Raw genomic sequence first — 21,037 nt, 5'->3', positions numbered from 1 at the left:
ACGGCCTGGCCGCCTATTTCTACAGCCGTGACATCGGCCGCATCTGGCGCGTGATGGAAGGGCTGGAATACGGCATGGTGGCGATCAACGAAGGCATCCTCTCCAGCGAGGTGGCACCCTTTGGCGGCGTCAAGCAATCGGGCATGGGCCGCGAAGGTTCGCGCCACGGCTTGTCGGAATACATGGAGCTGAAGTACGGCCTGATGGGCGGTATCGAGGGCTGAGGCTCGAAGCCCCGACGCCGGGCGGGCAATATCCGCTTGCCCGGCGCAAGTGCCTGAAATCATAAGAGATCGGTAGCAGGCGCGGCGCGTTACAGTAACGGTATCAAAACTGTAATGCGCTTTGCTGGCCGCAGGCCAGTGCTACCTTGGATGGGTGATGTGGCGTTTGCCTGGCGCATCCGATGCCGGGCCGGCGTCACGGACGAAAAGCTGGAATGACGGGGCACGCGCCGATCGGTTCCCGGCAGACGGACATGCAAACGCAATAGATGAGGATCGGCGATGCCGATCAGCGAACGGAGTTGGATGATGCGTGCGAAGAAGTTTGTAGCGGCTATGGTTCTGGGCTTGCTGGGCGTGACGCCGGCGCTGGCCCACCACAGCTTCGCGATGTTCGACCAGACCAAGATCCAGCAGGCCACCGGCTCTGTCAGCCAGTTCCGCTGGACCAATCCGCACAGCTTCGTCGTGCTGGACGTGAAGGGCACGAAGTACGTGCTGGAATGCAACAGCACCAACATGATGAGCCGCGCCGGGTGGAAAGTGAACACCATCAAGGCGGGCGACAAGATCGGCATCGCCTATTACCCGCTGCGCAACGGCCAGCCGGGCGGCATGCTCAAGACCGTGACGCTGCCGGGCGGCAAGACGCTGAGCGCCTGGTGATCGCGGGGGGCTGGCATTGTCCGGCCCCCTGTTTTTCGGGCTTAGGCTTTTCGCGCTGAGATAAGCGCTGCCCATCACCGCTTGCGGCGGTGGGGTGGCAAGGGGTTGCCGATCGCACCCGGGCGCTGATCCCGGCGTAGCCGGCTGGATGGAGGATTGTGATGAGACTTTCGAAGATCGCCCTCATGGCCGCGCTGGGCCTTGGCATGCCCCTTCAAGCCGTGGCCGCTACCAAGCCCGCGCCCGCGGCGCCCGCCGCCAAGGTGGAAGGACCGGACATCTCGGGTGTGTGGGAAATCTATCCCGATCCTTTCGCCGGGGACGAGAATACGTTCAAGGAACTGCCGGTGCCCAACGGCGGCCCCAAGCTGAAGGAACCGTTCGCCAGCCAGTGGAAGGCCAAGCGCGCCGATCGTGACGCCAAGATCGCCGCCGGTACACCGCTGGCCGATCCCAGCACGCTGTGTCTGCCCGAAGGCATGCCTTCGATCATGGGCGCGATCTTCCCGCTGCAAATCCTGCAGACGCCGGGCCAGGTCACCGTGCTGGCCGAATTCCTGACGCAGACGCGGCGCATCCTGCTGGGCAAGACGATGCCGCCCGATGACGAGCTTTCGCCCAACTACTACGGGTATTCCGTGGGCCGCTGGGAAGGCGATACCCTGGTCGTCACCACGCGCGGCGTGCGCGAGGACGTGCAGTTCTTCGAAATCCCCCACAGCGGCAAGATGCAGATCACCGAGCGCATCCGCCTGACCGCGCCGGGCTATCTGGAAGACCAGATCACGGTGGAGGACCCCGAGACCCTGCAGGAGCCCTATCGCTTCTCATACGGATACAAGCTCAATCCGGAGTACGAGATCAAGGAATACCTCTGCGACAAGGAAGACCCGCTGTTCAAGGTGAACGATGATGGCACCGTGTCGATGAAGACCGATGCCACCAACGGCGCCGCCCCCGCCCCCGCCACGGCACCTGCAGCCCCTGCTCCGGCGGCCACTGCGCCCGCGGGCAAGGGCAAGAAGAAGTAGGCCGGCCAGGACCGCCCCCGATGGCCACCCGGCGCGACATCGTGAAGCAGACGCTGCTGCTGAGCGCCGGCATGGCCTGTGGGGCGGGCAGCTTCCCGCTCAGCGCCAGGCCGCGCGTTTCCCCCGCCCTCGCCCACCGGGTAACGGGCGTTTCCTTGCAGGACGCCACGATCCGGCGCCTGGGTGGACTGGGCGATGGCTACAAGGCGACCTGGGCGGCGGACGGGCGACAGTTCCTGGCGGTGAACGATGGTCCGGGTTGGACCTGGCCGCCGCGCGCCATGTACAACAGCCGCGTCTGGACGATCACCGGCGGCCCCGCTGCCCCGCGCTTTGCCGATCTGGCAGGCTACCCCGATCTCGACATGGGGACACACCCCGATGCGCCCAAGTATCACGGCCACGGCCTGCTGTGGGTGGGCGGACGGCTGATCCAGTTCCTGGCCACGCTGGACCGCGCCGAGGATCGTCCGCGCCACTGGATCGGCGCGAAGCTGATCTATTCCGACGATGGCGGGCGCACATGGCGCAACCAGGACGGCACCACCCCCGTCCGCTTCGAAAGCTTCGAACAGCAATCGCGCCGGACGCTGGCCTTCTTCGATGAGCCGGATGGCTGCTTCTCGCTGCTGTCGATCCTGCAGATGGGCCGCGGCTATCGCGCCAACCGCGATGGCTTCATCTATATCTACGGACTGAACGGCAACACCGATGGCCTGATGAACCAGCTGATGCTGCTGCGCGTGCCCATCGCCCAGGTGCTGAATCGTTCCGCCTACCGCTTCTTCGCCGGGCGCCGCGCCGATGGCAGCGCGACCTGGAGCGCCGATCTGGCGCAGCGCGCGCCGGTCCACACCTTCCCGCGCGGATGGGTGAACAGCGCCAATGTGTTTCCCGGCGATCTGGTACTGGAATCCTGGCTGCCCAGCGTGGTCTTCAACGAGGCCTTGGGGCTTTACGTCATGGCGAGTACCGGCGTCGGCTGCGGGCCGGACGGCACCGCTTATGGCAAGCCCAGCTACCTGGGTTTCTGGGTATCCGAACAGCCGTGGGGCCCATGGCGGCAAGTCCATGAGGATCGCGCCTGGACGCCGGGCGGCGATGCCGGTTCGCTCGCCTACTCCCCGCAGATCATTCCCGGTTGGACCAGCGCGGACGGCACCGCAATGCACATCGCCTGGGCCGACCTCAAAGGCATGCTCGCCTTCGGGCGGGACGAGGGCAAGCTGGAGGATGCGCTGAAGCAGGCGAAGTCACCGCGCGATCACAACCGGATCGAGGCGGAGTTCCTGCGCCGATACATCCCAGGTTTCGCCTTCAATACGCAACGGGTCGATCTCACGCTCGGCTGAACCACGGCGATGCCGCTCGATCTGATTTACGGGAGCCACGATGATGAGACGCAGCGCAATCACCATAGCCATGGCAGGCACGATCGCGGCGGCGGCCCTGCTGCTGCCCGGCTGCAAGCAGGCCGATCAGCCCAAGCCCGAAGCCAAGCCGGAGAACGACAAGGAGCTGGTCCACCACTTCATGGAAGATCAGGTGCAGCCCACCGCCATGGTCTTCTGGAATTCGGTGCAGTTCATCAGTGACGAAAAGGGCTTCCGTCAGGTCAAGCCGCAGAACGATGCCGAATGGAAGCGCGTGGAAGATGCCATGCTGCACCTCCAGGACTTGAGCGCGACGTTGCAGACGCCGGAATACTCCGCCGGGCGCGGCGAAGAGTGGAACGGCTTTGCCCAGGCCGTCTCTGACGTCGCCAAGCAGGCCGAAGCGGCCACCAAATCTCGCGATACCAAGCGTATGTTCGAAGTCGGCGGCACGTTGGATAATGTGTGCGAGTCCTGCCACAAGGCCTATCTGCCCAAGAGCGAGACGCAACGGCCCGGCGAAAAGTCGTAAGGCCAGCCACGCGCCGCGATCACTATCGGTAAAAGAAAGGGCCAGAACGCTGCGGGCGTTCCGGCCCTTTTTTTTGTCGGTAGCGTATTAAGGGCCGAAGCGCCGCGCGCGCTCCGGCCCCTTTTCGTATCAGTGCCGCAAGGTGAAGGTGACGCCCACCGTGCGCGGCCGGAAGGTACCGGCGCGGAACCACGTCGAATCCAGCGTCTCGTGGAACAGGCTCAGCGTCGGGTGGCTGTTCGTCACGTTGTTGACGAAGACGCTGAAATCCACGTTGTTGTCACCGCTGGTGCTGAACCGTCCACCGATGCGCAAGTTCAGCTGCGAAGTTGCCGGCGGACGCGGGATTACGGGGTCGACCAGCGGGGAGTTCAGGTCCAGCGGCCGCTTGTTCTTGCTGGTGTAGGTGTAGTCTGCACGGCCATAGAGTTCGCCGTCGCCCACGGGGTGGACGTATTCGCCGTTGAGCTGCACCGACCATGGCGCGGCCGCCAGCGGCTCGCCCGCCTTGCGGATCGTGGTGTTGTTTGGCCCCGGAATCGCCGAGGTGTAGCGCGCCTTGATGTACGATACTGCTGCGCCCAGCGTCAGCCCTTCGACCGGCCGCGTATTCACCGCGATGTCGAAGCCGTCGATCTTGGCATCGCCCAGGTTGAGCAAAAGCTGCTGCTGGCAGATCGGCAGGTTGAGGTTGGTCTGCACGTCCTTCCACACGATGCGATAGACCGACGCGTCCAGCTGCACCTTGCCACCGAACAGGCGGTTCTTGCTGCCCGCTTCGTAGCTCCAGATCGAATCCGGGCTGACCGCGCGCGAAACCAGCGGATCGAAGCCGATCGCCGCGCCATCGGCCCCGCATGTCGCACCCACCGCCGGGGACACGCCCGGTCCGCGCACGCCCTTGGCGGCGTTGGCATAGAAGAAGTTATTGCTGTCCGCCTGGTATGACAGGCCGATCTTGGGCGTGAAGTCCTTGCTGGTGGCGCGCAGCGTGTCCGACTTGCCATCCGTGGTGAACAGCGGCCCGGCGGTGAAGGCGTTGAACTGATACTTGGCGATCGTGTAGCGGCCACCGGCGGTGATCTTCAGGCCATCGAGGATTTCATAAGTGGCCTGGGCATAGACCGCCTTCTGATCATCCTTATGTGTGTTGCGCTGAAGCACCGAGAATTGGCCCTGATATAATTCCGTGCCGTAGATTTCGGTCAAGGACGCGAACGGCGGCAGGCCTTGCTGCTGCTGTCCCACGTTGATCACGTCCAGCAAGCGTGGGTCTGAACCCGCGTACCGATCGCGCACTGTGGACTTCTGATAGAACGCCCCGACGATCCAGTTGAAGCGATCGGCGGTGTTGTTGTTCTGCAGGCGCAATTCCTGCGTGAACGCCTTCTGGCTGGTGTTGCTGATCGTGCGCGGCGTGTAGCTTTCGAAGCCCGGCAGGAAACGGCCGGACACACCGCCGAAGATCGCCAGGCTGAGCGAGGCGTCATCGCTGACCGAGTTGGTCTTGCGCGTGAAATACGAAGTGTCCGAAACCAGGGACATGCTGCCCAGGTCCAGTTCCATCTTCACCGCCGGCAGGTAGAACCGATCCCGGCGGCTTTCCGGAATGGCGTTCAGGCTGAGGTTGTAATCCTGCTTCTTGGGGTTCGACACCGCCAGTTCATAGCGTGAGCCATCATCGATCGACTGGCTCTGGAAAAAGATCGAGGGCGTAATGGTGAACGCTTCCGATGCTTTCCAGCCCAGCGCGAAGCGGGCGGCAACCACGTCCTGGCCGTTGATATCCTTGTCGATCTTCTTCTTGGAATAGCGATCCAGGCGGTCGATATAGCCGCCGTCGCGCCGGCCCCAAATGCTGCCGCGAAAGCCCAGCTTGCCCTCCACGATGGGCGCGCCGCCGGCCACGCCCAGCTCGTAGCTTGGCGCGCCATGCTCGGTCGCGGCGGCTTCGGCGCGGCTGTAGATGTTGACGTCATCGTAATTGGGCTTGGGCGAGATGAAGCGCACCGCGCCGCCTACCGAGCCGCTGCCGAACAGCGTGCCCTGGGGCCCGCGCAACACTTCCACGCGGTCCAGATCGAAGATCTGCGGGTAGGCATTGCTGAGCGACGGGCTGATGCCCTGCCGCGTCTGGATCGGCGTGTCGTCGATATAGACGCCGGTGGTCGGGATGCCCGATCCGGAATCGACACCGCGAATGGCGATCGTGCTTTGGCCGGTGCCGAAGTAGGATGTGCTCTGGCCAAAGGTGATGCCGGGCGTCAGCCGCGCCACGTCGCCGATGGAGCGGATGCCCTGCTTGTCCAGCTGGATCTGGTCCTTGGCGACGATGCTGACCGGCACCCGGCTCAGAACTTGCGACTGGCGCGTGGCGGTGACGACGATATCGTCCGGCCCGCCGGTCTGTTCCTGGCGCGCTTGCGCTGCGGTGGGTGCGGCGGCGTCCTGCGCCAGCGCGGGCCCCGCCAGCAGGCCGATGGGCAGACAGACACCCCCCAGCAGTGCCGCGCGGCACATGGCCACCTGCATCTTGAAACCTTGCTCGCTCATGCCTTGATCTCCCTAAAACCCTGATCCCCGAACCCGTCGCATGCACGTCGCGCGGTCGATGCGATACGCCGGGCGGCGTTCGACCATCGGGCCGAAAGAGCCACCCTGCGCGCGATTTCCCGCGATTGGCGTGCATGGGACGTGGCGCACCGGCCAGGCCGGTGATGGTGCTCTTCAGGCCGCCATTGATTCGTCACAATGCGCGCGTTTCGTAACACGATACCGTGATTCCGCCAGCGCTGTTCCCTAAACTAAACAGTTACCAGACGTTACAGATGGCGGATTTCCGCCATAAAATGACAGACATGGATTGCGCCGGTGAAAGATGGCGCTAGTCTTGACCATGCGCCCGGCGTCTTTGGGGATGCCGACCCGAAAACAGTCAGTTGACGAGGATCAAGCCCCTTGCCGGAAATCCCAGTGGTGGACAGTCCGGCCTCTCCTGACGCAGCGGATCACCTCGCGCAATTCGCGGCGGAAGTGGCGCGCTTTCGCGAAGTGCTGGCGGCGGGGCGCTCGGCTGTGTTCGTCCAGCTGTTCGATTTCCTGGTGTCGCGATCCACCGATGACCGCGCGCCCAAGGAAGTGGAAATCGCGCTGGCGGTGTTCGGCAAGGACGGCGCGGAAGGCAGCGTGGGAGATTCGGCGGTACGGGTCTATGTCCACCGCCTGCGCAAGCGGCTGGACGATCATTATGCCAACCAGAGCGGGCGGCGGTTGTTCATCCCCAAGGGTCAGTACCGCATCCTGCTCGCGCCCGAAGCCGGGGCGGCTGCGGAGCCCGATGCAACCAATACCGCGCCGGCCGGGCCCCGTTGGCGCAGCGCCGCGTTCGCTCTTGCCGCACTGGCTTTCGTGGTGCTGAACCTGGTCGCCTGGCAGATCGTGACGGCGCAAAAGCGCGTGGCCGATCCCGCCTTGCAGCTGCGCTCCACCAGTTTCTGGCGCCCGCTGGCGCTGGACAAGCCATCAATTCTGGTGACGGGTGACAACTTCCTGCTGGCAGAGGCCAAGGATCGCAAAAGCGTCAATCGCCTGATCCTGGACCCGACGATCCTTTCTCGCGGCGATTTCGGCAACTATCTGACCACGCATCCGCAATCTTTCTATACGCTTTATGACTTCGACCTGCATCTCTCCCCGGTTGGCACCGCGCTGGCGACTTGGGATATTCTGCCGGTGGTCAACGCGCTGCATGGCCAGGCGGGATCATCACCAACCATCACGCCGATCTCGCGCCTCAAGTCTTCGGCGCTGGATGGCAACGATATCATCTACGTCGGGCGGCTGGCCAGCATGGGCTTTCTGGCGGCGCCGCTGTTCCGATCATCGACGCTGTCGTGGGATCCGCAAAGCGGAAAGCTGGCGGACCGCCGATCGGGTCGATCGTTCAGCGATGCCCCGGCGGGACCGGCTGACCAGGGCACCGGCCGCGATTACGGCTATATCGCCAGCGTGGCGACATCTTCGGGCCGGCACATCGTGGTGATTTCGGGCCTTGGCGATCATGGCGTGCAAAGCATGGCGAGCCTCGTCACCGATGCTGTACAGATGGGCAAGCTGGCCGGACAGCGCGCGGCGACGCGATCGTTCGAGGCCCTTTACGAAGTGCGCACGATGAACGACGCGCCGATGGACCGCAGCCTGATCATGATACGGCCCTTGCGCAGCGTTTCCGGAATGGCCGCGAATACGCCAGCCGCAAGTTGATCGCCGGGCCACTTCGCCGTAACGACCATTCGACTTTCACCGATATCGTCCTGAGGACTTCACTCATGATTTTTGAAACCAGCACGCAAGTGCGCTTTGCCCATGTCGACCCAGCCGGGATCGTATTCTACCCCCGCTACTTTGAAATGGTGAACGCAGGGGTGGAGGATTGGTTCGCGCAATCGCTGGGCGCCAGCTTCAAGTCGATGCACATCGACGGTGGCTATGGCACGCCCACGGTGAAACTGGAGGTGACGTTCCTTTCACCCAGCCGTTTGGGTGACGAATTGACCATCCGCATCACCCCGCGGGCGCTGGGCCGGACAAGTTGCCACATCAATGTGGTGTTCACGGGCGAAGGGCGCGATCGCCTGAATGCGGATATCGTTCTGGTATGCATGGACCTGAACGATCACAAAGCCAGGCCCTGGCCCGATTTCATCCGCGAAAAGATCGCGGCACAACTTGTCGAGGCTCCATCACAAGCCTGATCGCAAGATAGAAGCAGCGGCGAGAACGAGATCTCGCCGCCTTGCTTCCTTATTCGTATTTCAGGCTGCCGCCACGATCGGATGGCGCAGCGTGCCGATACCATCGACGCCGCCCACGATCACATCGCCGGGCCACACCCATTCCTGCGGATCCATGCCCGCGCCCACGCCCGCGGGCGTACCGGTGGCGATGATGTCGCCCGGCTCCAGCGTGATGCCCTGCGAGATATCGGCGATCAGTTCGTCCACCTTGAACAGCATGAAGGCGGTGTTGCTGCGCTGCTTTTCGACGCCGTTGACCGTCAGCCACAAGTCCAGCGTCTGCGGATCGGGGATTTCGTCCGCCGTGACGACGACCGGGCCCATCGGCGCAAAGCTGTCCTGACCCTTCGAGTAGATCCACTGCCCGGCGCGGCGGCAATCGCGCGCGCTCATGTCGATCAGCACGGTGTAGCCGAAGACATGGCGCAGCGCGTCTTCGCGGCGCGCGCCCTTGGCGGTGGTGCCGATGATCGCGGCCAGCTCGATCTCCCAGTCCAGCTGCTGCGTGATCGCCTTGTTGTGGACTATCGGTTCGCCGGGACCGATCACGGTCGTCGGCGGCTTGGAAAAGATCACCGGCTGGCGCGGCAGCTCGGCCGAAGTATCCAGCGACTTCGCGCTTTCGGCCACGTGCTCGGTATAGTTGAGGCCGATGCCGAAGATATTCTTGCGCGGCCGGGGGATGGGAGCCAGCAACTTGACGTTGGCCAACGGCACTGTCGTGCCGATCGGGAACACGCCCTGGCACTCTGCCAGCAACTTGGTCGCCGTGGCGACAGCCTGCGGACCCAGATCGATGAATTCCAGCATGGAGGACGGGAACGGAACCGCCGCCACCGCGCCGAAGCGCGCCAGGTCGACCACCAGATCGTCCACCAGCGCACCCAGGCGCGCGCCTGCTTCCACGGTGGCACGATAAGTCACTAGACGCATGAGAATATGTCCCTGTTTGAGAATTGCGGAGGGTTCGAAGATGTCAGGAAAGAATGGGCTGATGTCCGTCGTTTTCGCCCAGCGCCTCTTCGCGATAGAGGCCCAGCGCGCGCATCACCGGCAAGTCGTGGAAACTGAACAGGCAGGCGTCTTCACTGTCGGACGCGTTGGCATGTTCGTGATACATCCAGGCCGGCACAACGAAGATATCGCGTTCGCGCCAATCGAAGCGCTGGCCATTGATGATCGACCATCCGCTACCCTTGGCGCACTGATAGACGAAGCTGCCGGTCTGGCGGTGCGCCTTGGTCCGCTCACCGGGACGCAGCAGCTGCATCGACGCGCCGATCGTCTGCATCACCGGTCCGCCATTGTCCGGGTTCACATAGTCCATCAGGATGCCATCGTAGGGCGATCCATCGGTGACGCGGGCGTAGCGGGTCAGCGCCTCGTACGTCGGCGCCCATTCGTATTTCAGCAGGGGGGAGTAGCGCTTGGTCCACTGCGCTCCGGCGGGCCGCAGACCGGCCCCGGCCCAGGTGGCGGTGCTATCATCCACCGCAAAGGAAATCGCCTGCTGCAGATCGGGGTGAACCTCGTAGAAGTTGGCTTCCAGCGCGTTCATCAGCGGGATGTCCAGCCCGTCCTGCCAGATGCAGACGGTGCCATCCTCTGCCACGCCATGTTCGTGCCAGGTGCCGTTGGGGGTCAGCACGAAGTCGTTCGCGCCCAGCGTCATCTTGTGCCCGTCGACATTGGTGAAGGCGCCCTGCCCCTCCATGATGAAGCGCAAGGCGGAGGCGCTGTGGCGGTGGCTGGATGCGCATTCGCCCGGCGCCATCACCTGCAGCCCGGAATAGAGCCAGCCCACCGCCGCGACCACATCGGCGCGGCCTTTGTTCTCCAGATAGACGACCCGCCGCCCCGCCTGCTCCGGCGTGACGAGATCGAGCGCACGCAGCACGTCTTCGCGCAGATCGCGATAGCGCCACAGCATCGGGACAGAGGTGGACGCGGGCTCCCACGGCTCGATCTTGTTCGCCACGGTCCACAGCGCGCCGGTGCCCAGCGTCTCCAGCCGTTTGTAGTACGCCAGCAGATCAGGCGTATCCGCGACATTCGCGCGGCCCACCATCTCCTCACGATACTGATCGTAGCTGTGCGCCAAAGACCTGCTCCCACGGTTCACACACGCGGGAAATACATTGAATTATATGCAAATGCAAGTATTATGACGGGATGATGCAAACGCGGCCGATGCCGCCCATGGGAGATTGCCATGCCCCAGCCGTTCAAGGCCGCCGTCGTCCAAGCCGCCTGTGATCCTTATGACTCGCTGGCTTCGGCGCATAAGGCGGCCGCGCTGATCACCAAAGCGGCGGCGGCAGGTGCGAAGCTGATCGTATTTCCCGAGGCATTCCTGGGCGGCTATCCCAAGGGCGCGTCGTTCGGCACGCCGGTGGGCATGCGCAAGCCGCAGGGGCGCGAAGACTATCGCCGGTATCACGAGGCGGCGATCGATCTGGCCGGGCCGGAAGTGGGCGTGCTGGAAGAGGCCACCGCCACCACCGGCGCTTTCGTGGTGATCGGCGTGATCGAGCGGGATGGCGGCACCGTCTATTGCACGGCGCTGTTCTTCGATGGTGAGCGCGGCCTGATCGCCAAGCATCGCAAGCTGATGCCCACAGGTGCGGAGCGCTTGATCTGGGGCTTCGGCGATGGCTCGACGATGCCGGTGATCGAGACGCCGCTGGGCCGGATCGGCGCAGTGATCTGCTGGGAAAATTACATGCCGATGATGCGCATGGCTATGTATGACCAGGGCGTGACGCTGTACTGCGCGCCCACGGCCGACGATCGCGACGGCTGGGCCGCGACGATGCAGCACGTGGCGCTGGAGGGGCGCTGCTTCGTGCTGTCCGCCTGCCAGCACATCACCCGCGCCGCCTACCCGGCTGACTATGACTGCGCGCTGGGTGACGATCCCGACCTGGTACTGCTGCGCGGCGGTTCGATGATCGTCTCGCCCCTGGGCGGCGTGCTGGCCGGGCCCGATTACGGCGGCGAAACGATCCTCTATGCCGATATCGACCCGGATGAGGTGGTGCGCGGCAAGTACGACTTCGACGTGGCCGGGCACTATGCGCGGCCGGACGTGTTCTCGCTTTCGGTCAATGTCGCGCCGCAGCGGGCGGTCCGGCGTGAGGGCGCGGAGTAAGGCACATGGAGTTCGATTTCGCGCAAGTCGCCGGTCCCGATCGCTACAAGTTGATGAGCGCGGCGATCACCCCGCGCCCGATCGCCTGGCTGACCACGCAATCTCCGGACGGCGTGCGCAATGCCGCGCCATACAGCTTCTTCAACATGATGGGCGCCGCCCCGCCGATCGTGGCGATCGGTATCATGCGGCGGCCGGATGGAACTTATAAGGACAGCGGCCAGAACATTCTCGACACCGGCGAATTCGTGGTGAACCTCGTCAGCGAACGCGATGCCGCAGCCATGAACCTGACGTGCATCGATGCCCCGCCATCCTTCGACGAGATCGACGCCGCCAAGCTGGAGACCGCCCCATCCACCAGCATCACGCCGCCGCGCATCGCATCGGCGCCGGTGTCAATGGAGTGCAAGGTGTTCCAGACGGTGGAGGCAGGCCTTTCGCTGGTGGTTCTGGGCGAAGTGCTGCGCTTCCACATCGATGATGCGCTGGTCGATGCCGATCGGTTGCATGTCGATACGCTGGCGATGAACCTGGTGGCACGGATGCACGGCGCGGGGTGGTACACGCGCTGCACTGACTTGTTCCAGATGACGCGCCCGGTCTTTGCCGAGCAAGGTGGAGACGCCTAAGGGCGCGCCACCGGGATTGCGTCAGGGATAGACCGGCGCGTCCCAGGCATCGATGGGCGAAAGTTCAAGGTTGCCGATCTTGCCGTTAGGCGCGGTGCTGATGCGCAGTTCCACGGTGCCGCCCTGATAACGCGCGCGATAAATCGCCGCATCGTCGTCCCCCAGCTTCAGCGTCTGGAACAAGGCCACGTCCTGCAACGGGCCCAGCGGCTGGAGGATGCCCTGGTATTCGGCCAGCGTCTCCCTCAGGTCCAGCGCGGCAAGGTAGGCGAATGCGGTCTTGTCCACCGTGCCCGCCTGGATCGCCGTCAGCAAAGCGCGCGCCTGGGCGGCATCCGCATTCGGCAAGGGCTGCACTTTGGCTTGCGCCAGGCCAGGCTCGGTGAGCGCAGCCACCTGGCGCGCGATCGCGGCGGGATCGGCATTGTCACTGTTGGCCAGCACCACCACCGTCAGCGCCGGATCGCGATAGCGGATCGCGAAGGTCTTGAACCCTTGCCAGGCCCCGGCGTGCCGCCACGCCGCGTGGCCGCCGACGTTCTCCTGAAACCAGCCGGGCCCGTAGGGATAAGTGCCGCCGCTGGCGAGCTGCGCGGGCGCTGCGATCTGCGCCCAGCTTTCGGGCTTCAACACCTTGCGTGCGAACACGCCTGCGTCCCACGCCGCGTAATCCAGCACCGACAGATAAAGCGATCCGTCCGCCGTGCTGTTCGCCGTGGGGGACACCCACTCCGCATTGCGCAAGCTGCCCTCGCGCCATTCGTAGCCCGAGGCGCGATTGGGGACGATGGCGATTTCGTCGATCGGCCGCGCCGTGGTCATGTGCAGCGGCGTGAACACGCGGCGGCGCAACACGTCACCGTAGTATTCGCCGGTGACTTTGCGGATCAGGAAGCCCAGCACGATGTAATCGGCCCAGCTGAAGCGCCAGCGGGTGCCGGCGGCGAAGTTCAGTTCTTCCTTGCCGATGATCGCCTGCAGCTCGTCATCGGTATAGTCGGTGCGGAACTCGCCATTGGGTGTCGCGGGCAGGCCGGAGGTGTGCCACAGCAGCTGGCGGATCGTGATCGGCCGCCACTTGCGCGGGGCGTTCGGCAGGTATCGGGTCACGGAGGCGTCGAGATCGATCGTCCCGTCCTCCACCAGCAACATCGTGGCGACGGCGGTGAACTGCATCCCCAACGCCCCGGTCTTGAACAGGGTGTCGGGATGGACGGGCACCTGATGCTCGATATTGGCCAGCCCAAAGCCCTGCGCCCGCACGATCTGGCCATCGCGCATCACCGCCAGCGCCAGGCCGGTGATGCGCTGGCGCTGCATCTGCGCGGCCACATAGTCGTCCACAGCATCGGCCTGCGCCGTCACGGAGCCCAAGGCCGCACCCAGAACTGCAAGTCCAGCGATCAGCCGCCACAACATCCGCATAGCTCGTTCGGTCCTTCGCGCCCGCGCCGGGCGTATAGCATCGGCTTTTGCTGCCATGCCGGGGACCGGGCGCACGATGGCCGATGCGGCCAGCTCCTGTTCGAAGCTGGCCAGCACCTTATCAGTTGGCCGCGCCGTCCCCTTCGAAATCGTCGTTGGGGAAGCGCTGGCTGGGCTTGGACATGTCCCAGATGTCTCCCGAACGCAGCGGGCGCGCCAGCAGCAGCTGACCGTTGACGTTGAGGCTGCCCAGCGTGCGCACCTGATACAGCGCCTCGAACCCGTGCCGCCCACCCGGCACCGCGCCGGTCAGCGCGGCCAGCTTTGCCGGATTGGCCGCGTACTCCGCCATCTGGCGCAAGGCCGGATCGCGCGTACCGGCGATCACCACGATGTGATTGCCCGATGGCCCGGGCAAGCTGGCGAGATAGCCGAAATCGCGGCGCGCCATCCGCTCGTCCGCCAGCACCAGCCCGCCGTCAGAGCGGAAGCGCCGCCCGCTGGCGCTGTCGATCAGCTCGTCATACGTCTCGCCCACCTGAAAGCCCGATGCCTGGAACAAGGGATTGCGCAGCAGCGTGCCAAGACCGCCCAACTGGCCGATATAGACGATGTCGGACGATTTCAGGATGTCCGGCGTCAGCTGAGACACAGGCAGCAAGCTAAGCTTGCGACCGCTCGTGCGCGTGATATCGCGCAGCGCCTTGTAGACATCGCCCAGTGCGGCCACCGCACTGGACGGCACATAGCGCTTGTCACTGTCGGTGATGCGCGCCCGCTCTTCCGGCCGCGCCATCAGGTAGAGGTCCAGATCCTCGCGCGCGTTGATCGCGGGATTGCGGATCAGGCGCGGCGCACCGGCTTCGCCGTCGGGCTTCTCGCCGTAGAGGTAATAGTCGCCCATCACCACCGTCACCGGGCGCGAGTCCGCCGCCAGCGGCCCCCACAGCGTGGTCGCCACCACCGCAGGCGCTTCCGCCGCAACGTCACGCCGGGCATAGCCCCACCAGACCAGCGCATTGAGCGCCAGGCCCGCCACGACCAGGCCGACGAACCACCACCACCACCGCCGCCGCGGGTCTTGCGGCTTGCCATCCGCATCCGGCACCGCCTCCGCCGCGACCGGGCCGGCGTCCTCCGGCTCTTCCTCCAGCATCAGCGCATATTCGCCCTTGGGGATGAACAGGCGCGGCCCCGCCATATCGGCCTGCGACAGCTCCAGCGACTTGCGCAGACGATGCACATAGACCCGGACCGTCGCGTCCTGTGGGCCATCCACGGTGGGCCCGATCGAGAACGCCTCGTTGGCGATCTCCATTTCGCTGGGCGGGCGGCCCTCCAGCGTGCGCGCCAGCAGGAAGTCGAACAGGCGCAGCAGCTTGTCCGAACGCTTGGTGCCGATCGTGGCCCGAACGCGCCGCGCCTGCACGGTCAGCAGCTCGCGCCGATCGTCCTGGCCGGTTTTCAGTGGCTTGTGCGCCGGGTCCGATGGATCTTCAGGAGAGGCGAACTCATTCTGCATATTGTTGCGTATCACTAACAATCGGTGCGATCACCCTTCATCTTTCCTCATCATCATCGACAATGCCCCATGACGCGATAAGCGCCGGATGCAGCGTGTTTCCAAACGCGATGTTGCGGTATCGAACCGTTTCAAAATATCGCCGCCCGCGATTTTGCTTCACCCCTCCATCATTCCCGCCCGGCGATTCATGCTCTTTTTTGGAAAGCGCAGCCCGGGCGACCGCCATCCCGCACCATCTCGAGAAAGATCACAACATGTCCCTCGAAAGCTTTGGAAACTGGCTCTACGACACTTCGGTCAGCACCGGCCTGCGCGAAGTGACGTGGATCATTCCCACGGCGCAGAGCGTCCACATCCTGGCGATCGCCATCGTCGTCGGGTCCGCGCTGATTTCCGACTTGCGGCTGGCCGGCGTGCTGGCGACGGACGAAAGCCCTTCGGCGGTGGTGCGCCGCTACCTGCCGTGGATGTGGGTGGCGCTGATCGTGCTGCTCGCCACGGGCACGATCATGGTCGTTGCCGAACCAAGCCGCACGCTGACCAATACGCTGTTCTGGGCCAAAATGGCGCTGGTGCTGCTGGCGTTCGCGCTCACCCTGTTCTTCCGCAAGCCGCTGCTGAACCCGGCCTTCCGCCTGGAGCATGCCGGCTGGGCCGCGATGGTGAAACCGGCGGCATGGATTTCGCTCAGCGTGTGGGTGGCGGTGATCTTCTGCGGGCGGTGGATCGCCTACACCTGACGCGAACCCCGCCGACAACGACAGCAAACAAGAGGGGCCTGCCATGACCTTGGACATTTTTCTTCAGCAACTTTACGATTCCTCGCTCGCCGCCACGATCCGCGAGAACACCAGCGCCTTTCCCTGGCTGGAATCGCTGCACGTGCTGGCGATCACGCTGGTGTTCGGCACGATCTGCATCGTCGACCTGCGGCTGCTGGGCTATGCCTCGCACCGGCGCGGGGCGCGCCAGCTGATCGCGGAACTGCTGCCCTATACCTGGGTGGCCTTTGCCGGAGCGGTGATCACCGGCGCGCTGCTGTTCACCTCTAACGCGGTAGCCTACGCCGCCAACGCCCAGTTCCAGTGGAAGATGATCGCGATCGTCGCCGCCGGGATCAACATGGCGATCTTCCACATGACCGCGCACCGCCGCATCGTCGAATGGGACGACGCACTGCCCCCGCCGATGGCCGCCCGGCTCGCCGGCGCATCCTCGCTGCTGTTGTGGGTGCTGGTAATCTTCTTCGGGCGCTGGATCGGCTTCACGCTCTCGATTTTCTGAGTGCGCGGGGCGGGGTGCATCCGCAACCGATCCGCCCCTCACTCCGGCTTGCGGGCAAAGCGCCCGGGAGAGACCCCCGTCCATTCCTTGAACGCGCGTGAGAAGGTGGCCGTGTCGGAGTAGCCCAGCTGCTCGGCGGCCACGGAAAGCGGCACGTCCGGTGCCTCCAGGATCGCACGGGCACGGGCCTGGCGGGCGCGTTGCAGGATGGTGCGGTACGATGTGCCCTCCTCCATCAAGCGCCGCCGGAACGACCGGCCAGACATGTTCAGTTCCGCCGCGATCGAATCACAATCGACGTGGGTGCGACCCAGCCGACGCATGATCGCATCCTCTGCCTGCGCCACGAAGTCCTTCGCCGCCGTCGTCTCCGGGCCCATCAGGTCCAGCAGGTGGCATTCCAGGATCGCCTTCAGCTTCAGATCTTCCTGCGGCGTCGCGCCGGAGAACGGGCGGTCCAGATCCTCGTCCGCGATGACCAGCGCATTGGCCACCTGATTGCCCAGCACCCGCGCGCGGAAAAACCGGCAGAGCGCGTCCTCACGCCCGGCGATCGGGTGTTCCAGGTGGACTTCGGCGGGGCACCATTTGGGTGACGTCAGCTGGCGGATCAGGGTGACGAACCCGCCGACCACGAACTCCGCATCCTGCCGCCGTGGCCAGATCGCCGGGTCCTCGATACGATAGCTGTAGATCGTGTGATCGCCTTGCGACCGGGCCTCCAGCATCGTGCGGGTCTGCCAGCGGCCCTGGAACAGCGCCATGGTTTCCAGCGCGGCACGCACGGTGCCGGCGGCGCGCAGCAGCGGCTGGAACGGGCCCAGCTCAGCCAACCCGAAGCCCGATCCCATCTCCAGCCCCAGGTTCGGGCGCTTCAGCCGCTCCGCCGCATGTTCCAGCAAGGCGATATAGCGATGCAGCGGGGCGCGTTCATACGGCGTATTCAATTGCGAACGATAGAACCCGTGTTCGCGCAGCAAGGTGTCCATCCGGCCGTCACCGGGCGGAACGGCGTTGCACAGCGCCTGCAGAAACAGCAGCCGGATCGTCGCCTGCTCACCCGTTTCGGCAGGTCCGCCGCGCTCTTCCTGCCCGCTGCCATCTTGCGGATGCGGCACCGAATTTGGGTCCAACCTCTACCACCCTTTCGCCACTGGCCGACTTTGCAAATGCCCATACCAGCTCTGCAATGGTCGATTTGCGCCCCATCGAAGACATCGCCTTCACACCGGGACAGACGTCTACCGCCAGGGATGCGCAAGGCTTCGTGAACCCGGCACCAGCCTATGGGGGAAGAACAAGCATGCGCTACGGCATCGTCATCGGGACTGCAACATGGTCCGCAGGTTCCGGCCAATGAGCCAGGCCGACGATACCGTGATGGTACACAATGCCACAGCGCCCGCAGATGACGTGGCGCCGCTGCCGCGCATCGATTTCCTCTACTTGTCAGAGCCGGACATGATCCGCGCCGGGGTGACCGACATGGCCGCCTGCATCGATGCGATCGAGGATATGTTCGCGCTGCTGTGGCGAGGCGATTATCGCATGGCGGGCGGAAACAACAATTCGCACGGCGCGATCGTCATGTTCCCGGACGAATCGCCGTTCCCCGATATGCCGACCTCCACGGTCGACCGCCGATTCATGGCGATGCCCGCCTATCTGGGCGGCCAGTTCCGCACCGCCGGCATGAAGTGGTACGGCTCCAACATCGCCAACCGCGACAAGGGCCTGCCGCGCTCCATCCTGACGTTCGTGCTGAACGATGCCGATACCGGCGCGCCGCTGGCGTTCATGTCCGCCAACCTGCTTTCCGCCTATCGCACCGGCGCGGTGCCCGGCGTGGGCGCGCGGCATCTGGCGCGCCCGAATTCCAAGGTCATCGGCATCCTCGGCCCCGGCGTGATGGCCCGCACTTCGCTGCAGGCGTTCATGGCCACCTGCCCGCAGATCGAGACGATCAAGGTGATGGGCCGTGGCCGCGCGAACCTCGATGCGTTCACCGCCTGGGTCGCCGAAACCTATCCGCAGCTGACGGTCCGCACCGTGGAGACCGCCGAAGAGATCGTGCGCGATTCCGATATCGTCACCTTCTGCGCCTCGGTGGCGACGGGCGATCCCTCGATCTACCCCACCGTCCGGCGCGAGTGGGTGGCGCCCGGCACGTTCCTGGCGATGCCCGCGCCCTGCAACATCGACGAAGGCATGGCCGCGCCCGATATCCGCAAGGTGCTGGACAATACCGGCCTGTACGAAGCCTACCTGGAAGAACTGCCCGCCCCGCGCCACCGGTTCGTGCCCGCCGTGGGCGTCAAGTTCCTGGACCTGGTGGAAGAAGGCACGCTGGACAAGGCCAGTCTCGAAGACCTTGGCGCGATCGTCGCGGGCGATACGCCCGGCCGCACCCACCACGATGAGATCATCATCCTGTCGGTCGGCGGCATGGCGGTGGAGGACGTGGCCTGGGGCACCATCGTCTATCGCAATGCCCTGCGCGACGGGATCGGCGTGAAGCTCAACCTCTGGGAGGCTCCGGCGCTGCGCTGAGCCGCGCTAACCGCGTCCTAACCCCCTCTTATCGACATGACAGGATACCCATGACCGACGTCGTTAAAGTGAAAACCGGCAACAAGTTCGAAGAACACGGCAGCTATTCCCGCCTGGTCGCGGTGGACAACCTGATCTTCGTATCCAACACCGCCGGCCGTAATCCGCGCACCAAGCTGATTCCGGAAGATCTGACCGAGCAGACCCTGCAAGTGCTCAGCAACATCGAAACGGCGCTCGCCTCGGTCGATGCGGTGCTGGCCGATGTCGTCGCCGCGCGCGTCTTCGTGCAATTTCCCGAGCATGTGGAAACCGTGATGACCGCATATGGTCAGCGGATGCGCGGCATCAATCCCACGCTGACGATGACGTGCCCGCCGCTCGGCTCCACCGAATACAAGGTGGAGATCGAGGTGACCGCGTATCGCGGCGCGTCCAAGGCGAACGTGCGCGAACTGCAGATCACGCTCTGACACGAACGACCGCCATGGCCCCCGTCATCACCCCCGTCCAGACATCGCCGGCGATGCCCCCATCCACCACCGTGGTCGTGATCGGCGGCGGCATCGTCGGGCTAACGGCGGCGCTGAACCTGGCCGAGCGCGGCATTCCCGTAACCGTGCTGGAAAAGGGCCGGATCGCGGGCGAGCAATCCTCGCGCAACCTGGGTTGGATCCGCAAGACCTCACGCGGGCGGGACGATCTGCCGCTGGCGCAGGAATCCGATCGCCTTTGGGCCGAGATGCGCCAGCGCGTGGGCGCGGACGTTGGCTATTCGCAAGCGGGCATCATGTACGTCGCCCGCAACGAAACGCAGATGGTGGCGCACGAGGCGTGGCTGGCGTCGGTGAAGGGCCTGGATGTCGACAGCCGCCTGCTGACCCCGGCCGACATCGCCAAGCTGGCCCCGGGCGGCATCGGCAAATGGGTTGGCGGCCTCTACACCCCCAGCGACGGTCGCGCGGAACCGACGCTGGCAGCCAGCGCGATCGCGACCGCCGCGATGGCCAAGGGCGCGGTGATCGTCGAGAATTGCGCCGTCCGCGAATTGTCGCTGACGGGCGGCGCAGTCAGCGGCGTGGTGACCGAACGGGGCGAGATTCGCTGCAGCCAGGTGCTGCTGGCGGGCGGCGTCTGGTCTCGCCGGTTCCTGGGCAATTACGGCATTCCGCTGCTGACCCTGCCGCTCGTCGCCTCGGTCCTGCGCACCGCGCCGATGGACGGCCCGACCGACATCGCGCTTGGCGGGCCGGACTTTTCCTTCCGCAAGCGCCTGGACGGTGGCTACACGATAACCCAACGCGGCGCGCTGTTCGCCCCGCTGATGCTGGACCACCTGCTGATCGGCCTCAAATACCTGCCGGTGCTGCGCAAGGAGTGGGCGAACCTGCGCGTTTCGATCGGCAAGGACTTTTTCGACGATCTCGCGCTCGGCCGCCGCTCTCGCGGGAACAAGGTTTCGCCGTTCGAGAAGCTGCGGACCATCGATCCGCCCGTCAACCAGGGCCTGAACGACGAAGCCATGCGCAACCTCGTGGCCGCCTGGCCCGGCTTCAAGAATGCGCAAGTGGCGCAAAGCTGGGCCGGCATGATCGATGTCACACCCGATTCGCACCCGGTGATCGCGCCGATCGCCAAGATCCCGGGTCTGACGCTGGCCTCGGGCTTTTCGGGCCACGGCTTCGGCACGTCGCCCGCGGCCGGGCAGCTGGCGGCTGATCTCATAACCGGCGCGCGGCCGATCGTCGACCCCGCGCCTTACCGCTTCGACAGGTTCTAGACCGCTTTACTGTCCCCGCCTTGCCGTTCGTGTCGGACGCGCTGGAAACGCCGCAGCCTTTCGCCAAA

General features: G+C 64.9%; 21 protein-coding genes. 14 read left to right on the top strand and 7 right to left on the bottom strand.

Annotated elements, in window-relative coordinates; genetic code table 11:
* From ACHWRX_RS14290 to ACHWRX_RS14270, 5 genes are all read left to right on the top strand, one after another.
* Positions 1-224: aldehyde dehydrogenase family protein (locus tag ACHWRX_RS14290; protein WP_394659681.1), on the top strand; the 224-nt coding region annotated here is incomplete at its 5' end.
* A 282-nt stretch (positions 225-506) separates the two neighbouring features.
* Complete coding sequence (locus ACHWRX_RS14285; RefSeq protein ID WP_394659680.1) at positions 507-890, top strand: DUF6152 family protein; 384 nt, start codon at positions 507-509, stop codon at positions 888-890.
* Between the two features lie 161 nt (positions 891-1,051).
* Positions 1,052-1,921 (top strand): hypothetical protein, encoded by an 870-nt coding sequence (locus ACHWRX_RS14280; protein ID WP_394659679.1) that lies wholly within the window; start codon positions 1,052-1,054, stop codon positions 1,919-1,921.
* Between the two features lie 20 nt (positions 1,922-1,941).
* Positions 1,942-3,273, top strand: coding sequence for a hypothetical protein (locus ACHWRX_RS14275; protein ID WP_394659678.1), 1,332 nt, complete (start codon positions 1,942-1,944; stop codon positions 3,271-3,273).
* A 43-nt stretch (positions 3,274-3,316) separates the two neighbouring features.
* Positions 3,317-3,826, top strand: coding sequence for a hypothetical protein (locus ACHWRX_RS14270; protein WP_153000884.1), 510 nt, complete (start codon positions 3,317-3,319; stop codon positions 3,824-3,826).
* 129 nt (positions 3,827-3,955) lie between these two features.
* On the opposite strand, the gene ACHWRX_RS14265 is transcribed toward ACHWRX_RS14270, so the two are convergent.
* Positions 3,956-6,379: a TonB-dependent receptor gene (locus ACHWRX_RS14265; protein ID WP_394659677.1), complete on the bottom strand. Its 2,424-nt coding sequence runs from the start codon at positions 6,377-6,379 to the stop codon at positions 3,956-3,958.
* Between the two features lie 405 nt (positions 6,380-6,784).
* On the opposite strand from ACHWRX_RS14265, the gene ACHWRX_RS14260 reads away from it, so the two are divergent.
* The gene (locus ACHWRX_RS14260) at positions 6,785-8,089 is read left to right on the top strand and encodes a hypothetical protein (RefSeq protein ID WP_394659676.1); all 1,305 of its coding nucleotides are present in this window, start codon (positions 6,785-6,787) and stop codon (positions 8,087-8,089) included.
* A gap of 65 nt (positions 8,090-8,154) precedes the next feature.
* Positions 8,155-8,580: an acyl-CoA thioesterase gene (locus ACHWRX_RS14255; protein ID WP_394659675.1), complete on the top strand. Its 426-nt coding sequence runs from the start codon at positions 8,155-8,157 to the stop codon at positions 8,578-8,580.
* Positions 8,581-8,640: 60 nt separating this feature from the next.
* On the opposite strand, the gene ACHWRX_RS14250 is transcribed toward ACHWRX_RS14255, so the two are convergent.
* On the bottom strand, positions 8,641-9,555 hold the full coding sequence (locus ACHWRX_RS14250; RefSeq protein WP_183615544.1) for a fumarylacetoacetate hydrolase family protein: 915 nt from the start codon (positions 9,553-9,555) through the stop codon (positions 8,641-8,643).
* Between the two features lie 43 nt (positions 9,556-9,598).
* The gene (locus ACHWRX_RS14245; RefSeq protein ID WP_246388176.1) at positions 9,599-10,723 is read right to left on the bottom strand and encodes a cupin domain-containing protein; all 1,125 of its coding nucleotides are present in this window, start codon (positions 10,721-10,723) and stop codon (positions 9,599-9,601) included.
* Between the two features lie 111 nt (positions 10,724-10,834).
* Here ACHWRX_RS14245 and ACHWRX_RS14240 point away from each other — a divergent pair, with 111 nt between their 5' ends.
* Positions 10,835-11,773 (top strand): carbon-nitrogen hydrolase family protein, encoded by a 939-nt coding sequence (locus ACHWRX_RS14240; RefSeq protein WP_394659674.1) that lies wholly within the window; start codon positions 10,835-10,837, stop codon positions 11,771-11,773.
* A gap of 5 nt (positions 11,774-11,778) precedes the next feature.
* On the top strand, positions 11,779-12,405 hold the full coding sequence (locus tag ACHWRX_RS14235; RefSeq protein WP_394659673.1) for a flavin reductase family protein: 627 nt from the start codon (positions 11,779-11,781) through the stop codon (positions 12,403-12,405).
* Between the two features lie 21 nt (positions 12,406-12,426).
* Here the strand turns inward: ACHWRX_RS14235 and ACHWRX_RS14230 are convergent, their stop codons facing one another.
* The 3 genes from ACHWRX_RS14230 to ACHWRX_RS14220 all read right to left on the bottom strand — a co-directional run bounded on the left by ACHWRX_RS14230 (position 12,427) and on the right by ACHWRX_RS14220 (position 15,581).
* Positions 12,427-13,830 carry a serine hydrolase domain-containing protein gene (locus ACHWRX_RS14230; RefSeq protein WP_394659672.1) on the bottom strand — a complete coding sequence of 468 codons (1,404 nt, stop codon included), beginning with the start codon at positions 13,828-13,830 and terminating at the stop codon, positions 12,427-12,429.
* A gap of 121 nt (positions 13,831-13,951) precedes the next feature.
* Positions 13,952-15,352, bottom strand: a complete 1,401-nt coding sequence (locus tag ACHWRX_RS14225; RefSeq protein ID WP_394659671.1) for a hypothetical protein — start codon at positions 15,350-15,352, stop codon at positions 13,952-13,954.
* A gap of 37 nt (positions 15,353-15,389) precedes the next feature.
* Positions 15,390-15,581 (bottom strand): hypothetical protein, encoded by a 192-nt coding sequence (locus tag ACHWRX_RS14220; protein ID WP_394659670.1) that lies wholly within the window; start codon positions 15,579-15,581, stop codon positions 15,390-15,392.
* 28 nt (positions 15,582-15,609) lie between these two features.
* On the opposite strand from ACHWRX_RS14220, the gene ACHWRX_RS14215 reads away from it, so the two are divergent.
* Both ACHWRX_RS14215 and ACHWRX_RS14210 read left to right on the top strand, forming a co-directional pair.
* On the top strand, positions 15,610-16,095 hold the full coding sequence (locus tag ACHWRX_RS14215) for a DUF6644 family protein (protein ID WP_394659669.1): 486 nt from the start codon (positions 15,610-15,612) through the stop codon (positions 16,093-16,095).
* 43 nt (positions 16,096-16,138) lie between these two features.
* Positions 16,139-16,639, top strand: coding sequence for a DUF6644 family protein (locus ACHWRX_RS14210; RefSeq protein WP_394659668.1), 501 nt, complete (start codon positions 16,139-16,141; stop codon positions 16,637-16,639).
* A gap of 38 nt (positions 16,640-16,677) precedes the next feature.
* On the opposite strand, the gene ACHWRX_RS14205 is transcribed toward ACHWRX_RS14210, so the two are convergent.
* Positions 16,678-17,772 (bottom strand): AraC family transcriptional regulator ligand-binding domain-containing protein, encoded by a 1,095-nt coding sequence (locus ACHWRX_RS14205; protein WP_394659667.1) that lies wholly within the window; start codon positions 17,770-17,772, stop codon positions 16,678-16,680.
* Between the two features lie 202 nt (positions 17,773-17,974).
* On the opposite strand from ACHWRX_RS14205, the gene ACHWRX_RS14200 reads away from it, so the two are divergent.
* The 3 genes from ACHWRX_RS14200 to ACHWRX_RS14190 are packed head-to-tail and all read left to right on the top strand — an operon-like array spanning position 17,975 to position 20,969.
* Complete coding sequence (locus ACHWRX_RS14200; RefSeq protein ID WP_394659666.1) at positions 17,975-19,189, top strand: tyramine oxidase subunit B; 1,215 nt, start codon at positions 17,975-17,977, stop codon at positions 19,187-19,189.
* A 50-nt stretch (positions 19,190-19,239) separates the two neighbouring features.
* Complete coding sequence (locus ACHWRX_RS14195; protein WP_394659665.1) at positions 19,240-19,662, top strand: Rid family hydrolase; 423 nt, start codon at positions 19,240-19,242, stop codon at positions 19,660-19,662.
* A gap of 14 nt (positions 19,663-19,676) precedes the next feature.
* The gene (locus ACHWRX_RS14190) at positions 19,677-20,969 is read left to right on the top strand and encodes an NAD(P)/FAD-dependent oxidoreductase (protein WP_394659664.1); all 1,293 of its coding nucleotides are present in this window, start codon (positions 19,677-19,679) and stop codon (positions 20,967-20,969) included.
* The last annotated feature ends 68 nt before the right edge of the window (positions 20,970-21,037 follow it).

It is taken from the genome of uncultured Novosphingobium sp. (genome assembly GCF_964277725.1).
Classification (GTDB): domain Bacteria; phylum Pseudomonadota; class Alphaproteobacteria; order Sphingomonadales; family Sphingomonadaceae; genus Novosphingobium; species Novosphingobium fluoreni.
Note: the sequence above shows the minus strand (reverse complement) of the source record. Positions and strands in the feature narration are given on the sequence as shown.

What these genes read in the sequence shown, in the direction of transcription:
- ACHWRX_RS14285 (WP_394659680.1), top strand. Translation starts at nt 507, where the DNA reads ATGCCGATCAGCGAACGGAGTTGGATGATGCGTGCGAAGAAGTTTGTA.
- ACHWRX_RS14280 (WP_394659679.1), top strand. Translation starts at nt 1,052, where the DNA reads ATGAGACTTTCGAAGATCGCCCTCATGGCCGCGCTGGGCCTTGGCATG.
- ACHWRX_RS14275 (WP_394659678.1), top strand. Translation starts at nt 1,942, where the DNA reads ATGGCCACCCGGCGCGACATCGTGAAGCAGACGCTGCTGCTGAGCGCC.
- ACHWRX_RS14270 (WP_153000884.1), top strand. Translation starts at nt 3,317, where the DNA reads ATGAGACGCAGCGCAATCACCATAGCCATGGCAGGCACGATCGCGGCG.
- ACHWRX_RS14265 (WP_394659677.1), bottom strand. Translation starts at nt 6,379, where the DNA reads ATGAGCGAGCAAGGTTTCAAGATGCAGGTGGCCATGTGCCGCGCGGCA.
- ACHWRX_RS14255 (WP_394659675.1), top strand. Translation starts at nt 8,155, where the DNA reads ATGATTTTTGAAACCAGCACGCAAGTGCGCTTTGCCCATGTCGACCCA.
- ACHWRX_RS14250 (WP_183615544.1), bottom strand. Translation starts at nt 9,555, where the DNA reads ATGCGTCTAGTGACTTATCGTGCCACCGTGGAAGCAGGCGCGCGCCTG.
- ACHWRX_RS14240 (WP_394659674.1), top strand. Translation starts at nt 10,835, where the DNA reads ATGCCCCAGCCGTTCAAGGCCGCCGTCGTCCAAGCCGCCTGTGATCCT.
- ACHWRX_RS14235 (WP_394659673.1), top strand. Translation starts at nt 11,779, where the DNA reads ATGGAGTTCGATTTCGCGCAAGTCGCCGGTCCCGATCGCTACAAGTTG.
- ACHWRX_RS14230 (WP_394659672.1), bottom strand. Translation starts at nt 13,830, where the DNA reads ATGCGGATGTTGTGGCGGCTGATCGCTGGACTTGCAGTTCTGGGTGCG.
- ACHWRX_RS14225 (WP_394659671.1), bottom strand. Translation starts at nt 15,352, where the DNA reads ATGCAGAATGAGTTCGCCTCTCCTGAAGATCCATCGGACCCGGCGCAC.
- ACHWRX_RS14220 (WP_394659670.1), bottom strand. Translation starts at nt 15,581, where the DNA reads ATGGCGGTCGCCCGGGCTGCGCTTTCCAAAAAAGAGCATGAATCGCCG.
- ACHWRX_RS14215 (WP_394659669.1), top strand. Translation starts at nt 15,610, where the DNA reads ATGTCCCTCGAAAGCTTTGGAAACTGGCTCTACGACACTTCGGTCAGC.
- ACHWRX_RS14210 (WP_394659668.1), top strand. Translation starts at nt 16,139, where the DNA reads ATGACCTTGGACATTTTTCTTCAGCAACTTTACGATTCCTCGCTCGCC.
- ACHWRX_RS14200 (WP_394659666.1), top strand. Translation starts at nt 17,975, where the DNA reads ATGGTCCGCAGGTTCCGGCCAATGAGCCAGGCCGACGATACCGTGATG.
- ACHWRX_RS14195 (WP_394659665.1), top strand. Translation starts at nt 19,240, where the DNA reads ATGACCGACGTCGTTAAAGTGAAAACCGGCAACAAGTTCGAAGAACAC.
- ACHWRX_RS14190 (WP_394659664.1), top strand. Translation starts at nt 19,677, where the DNA reads ATGGCCCCCGTCATCACCCCCGTCCAGACATCGCCGGCGATGCCCCCA.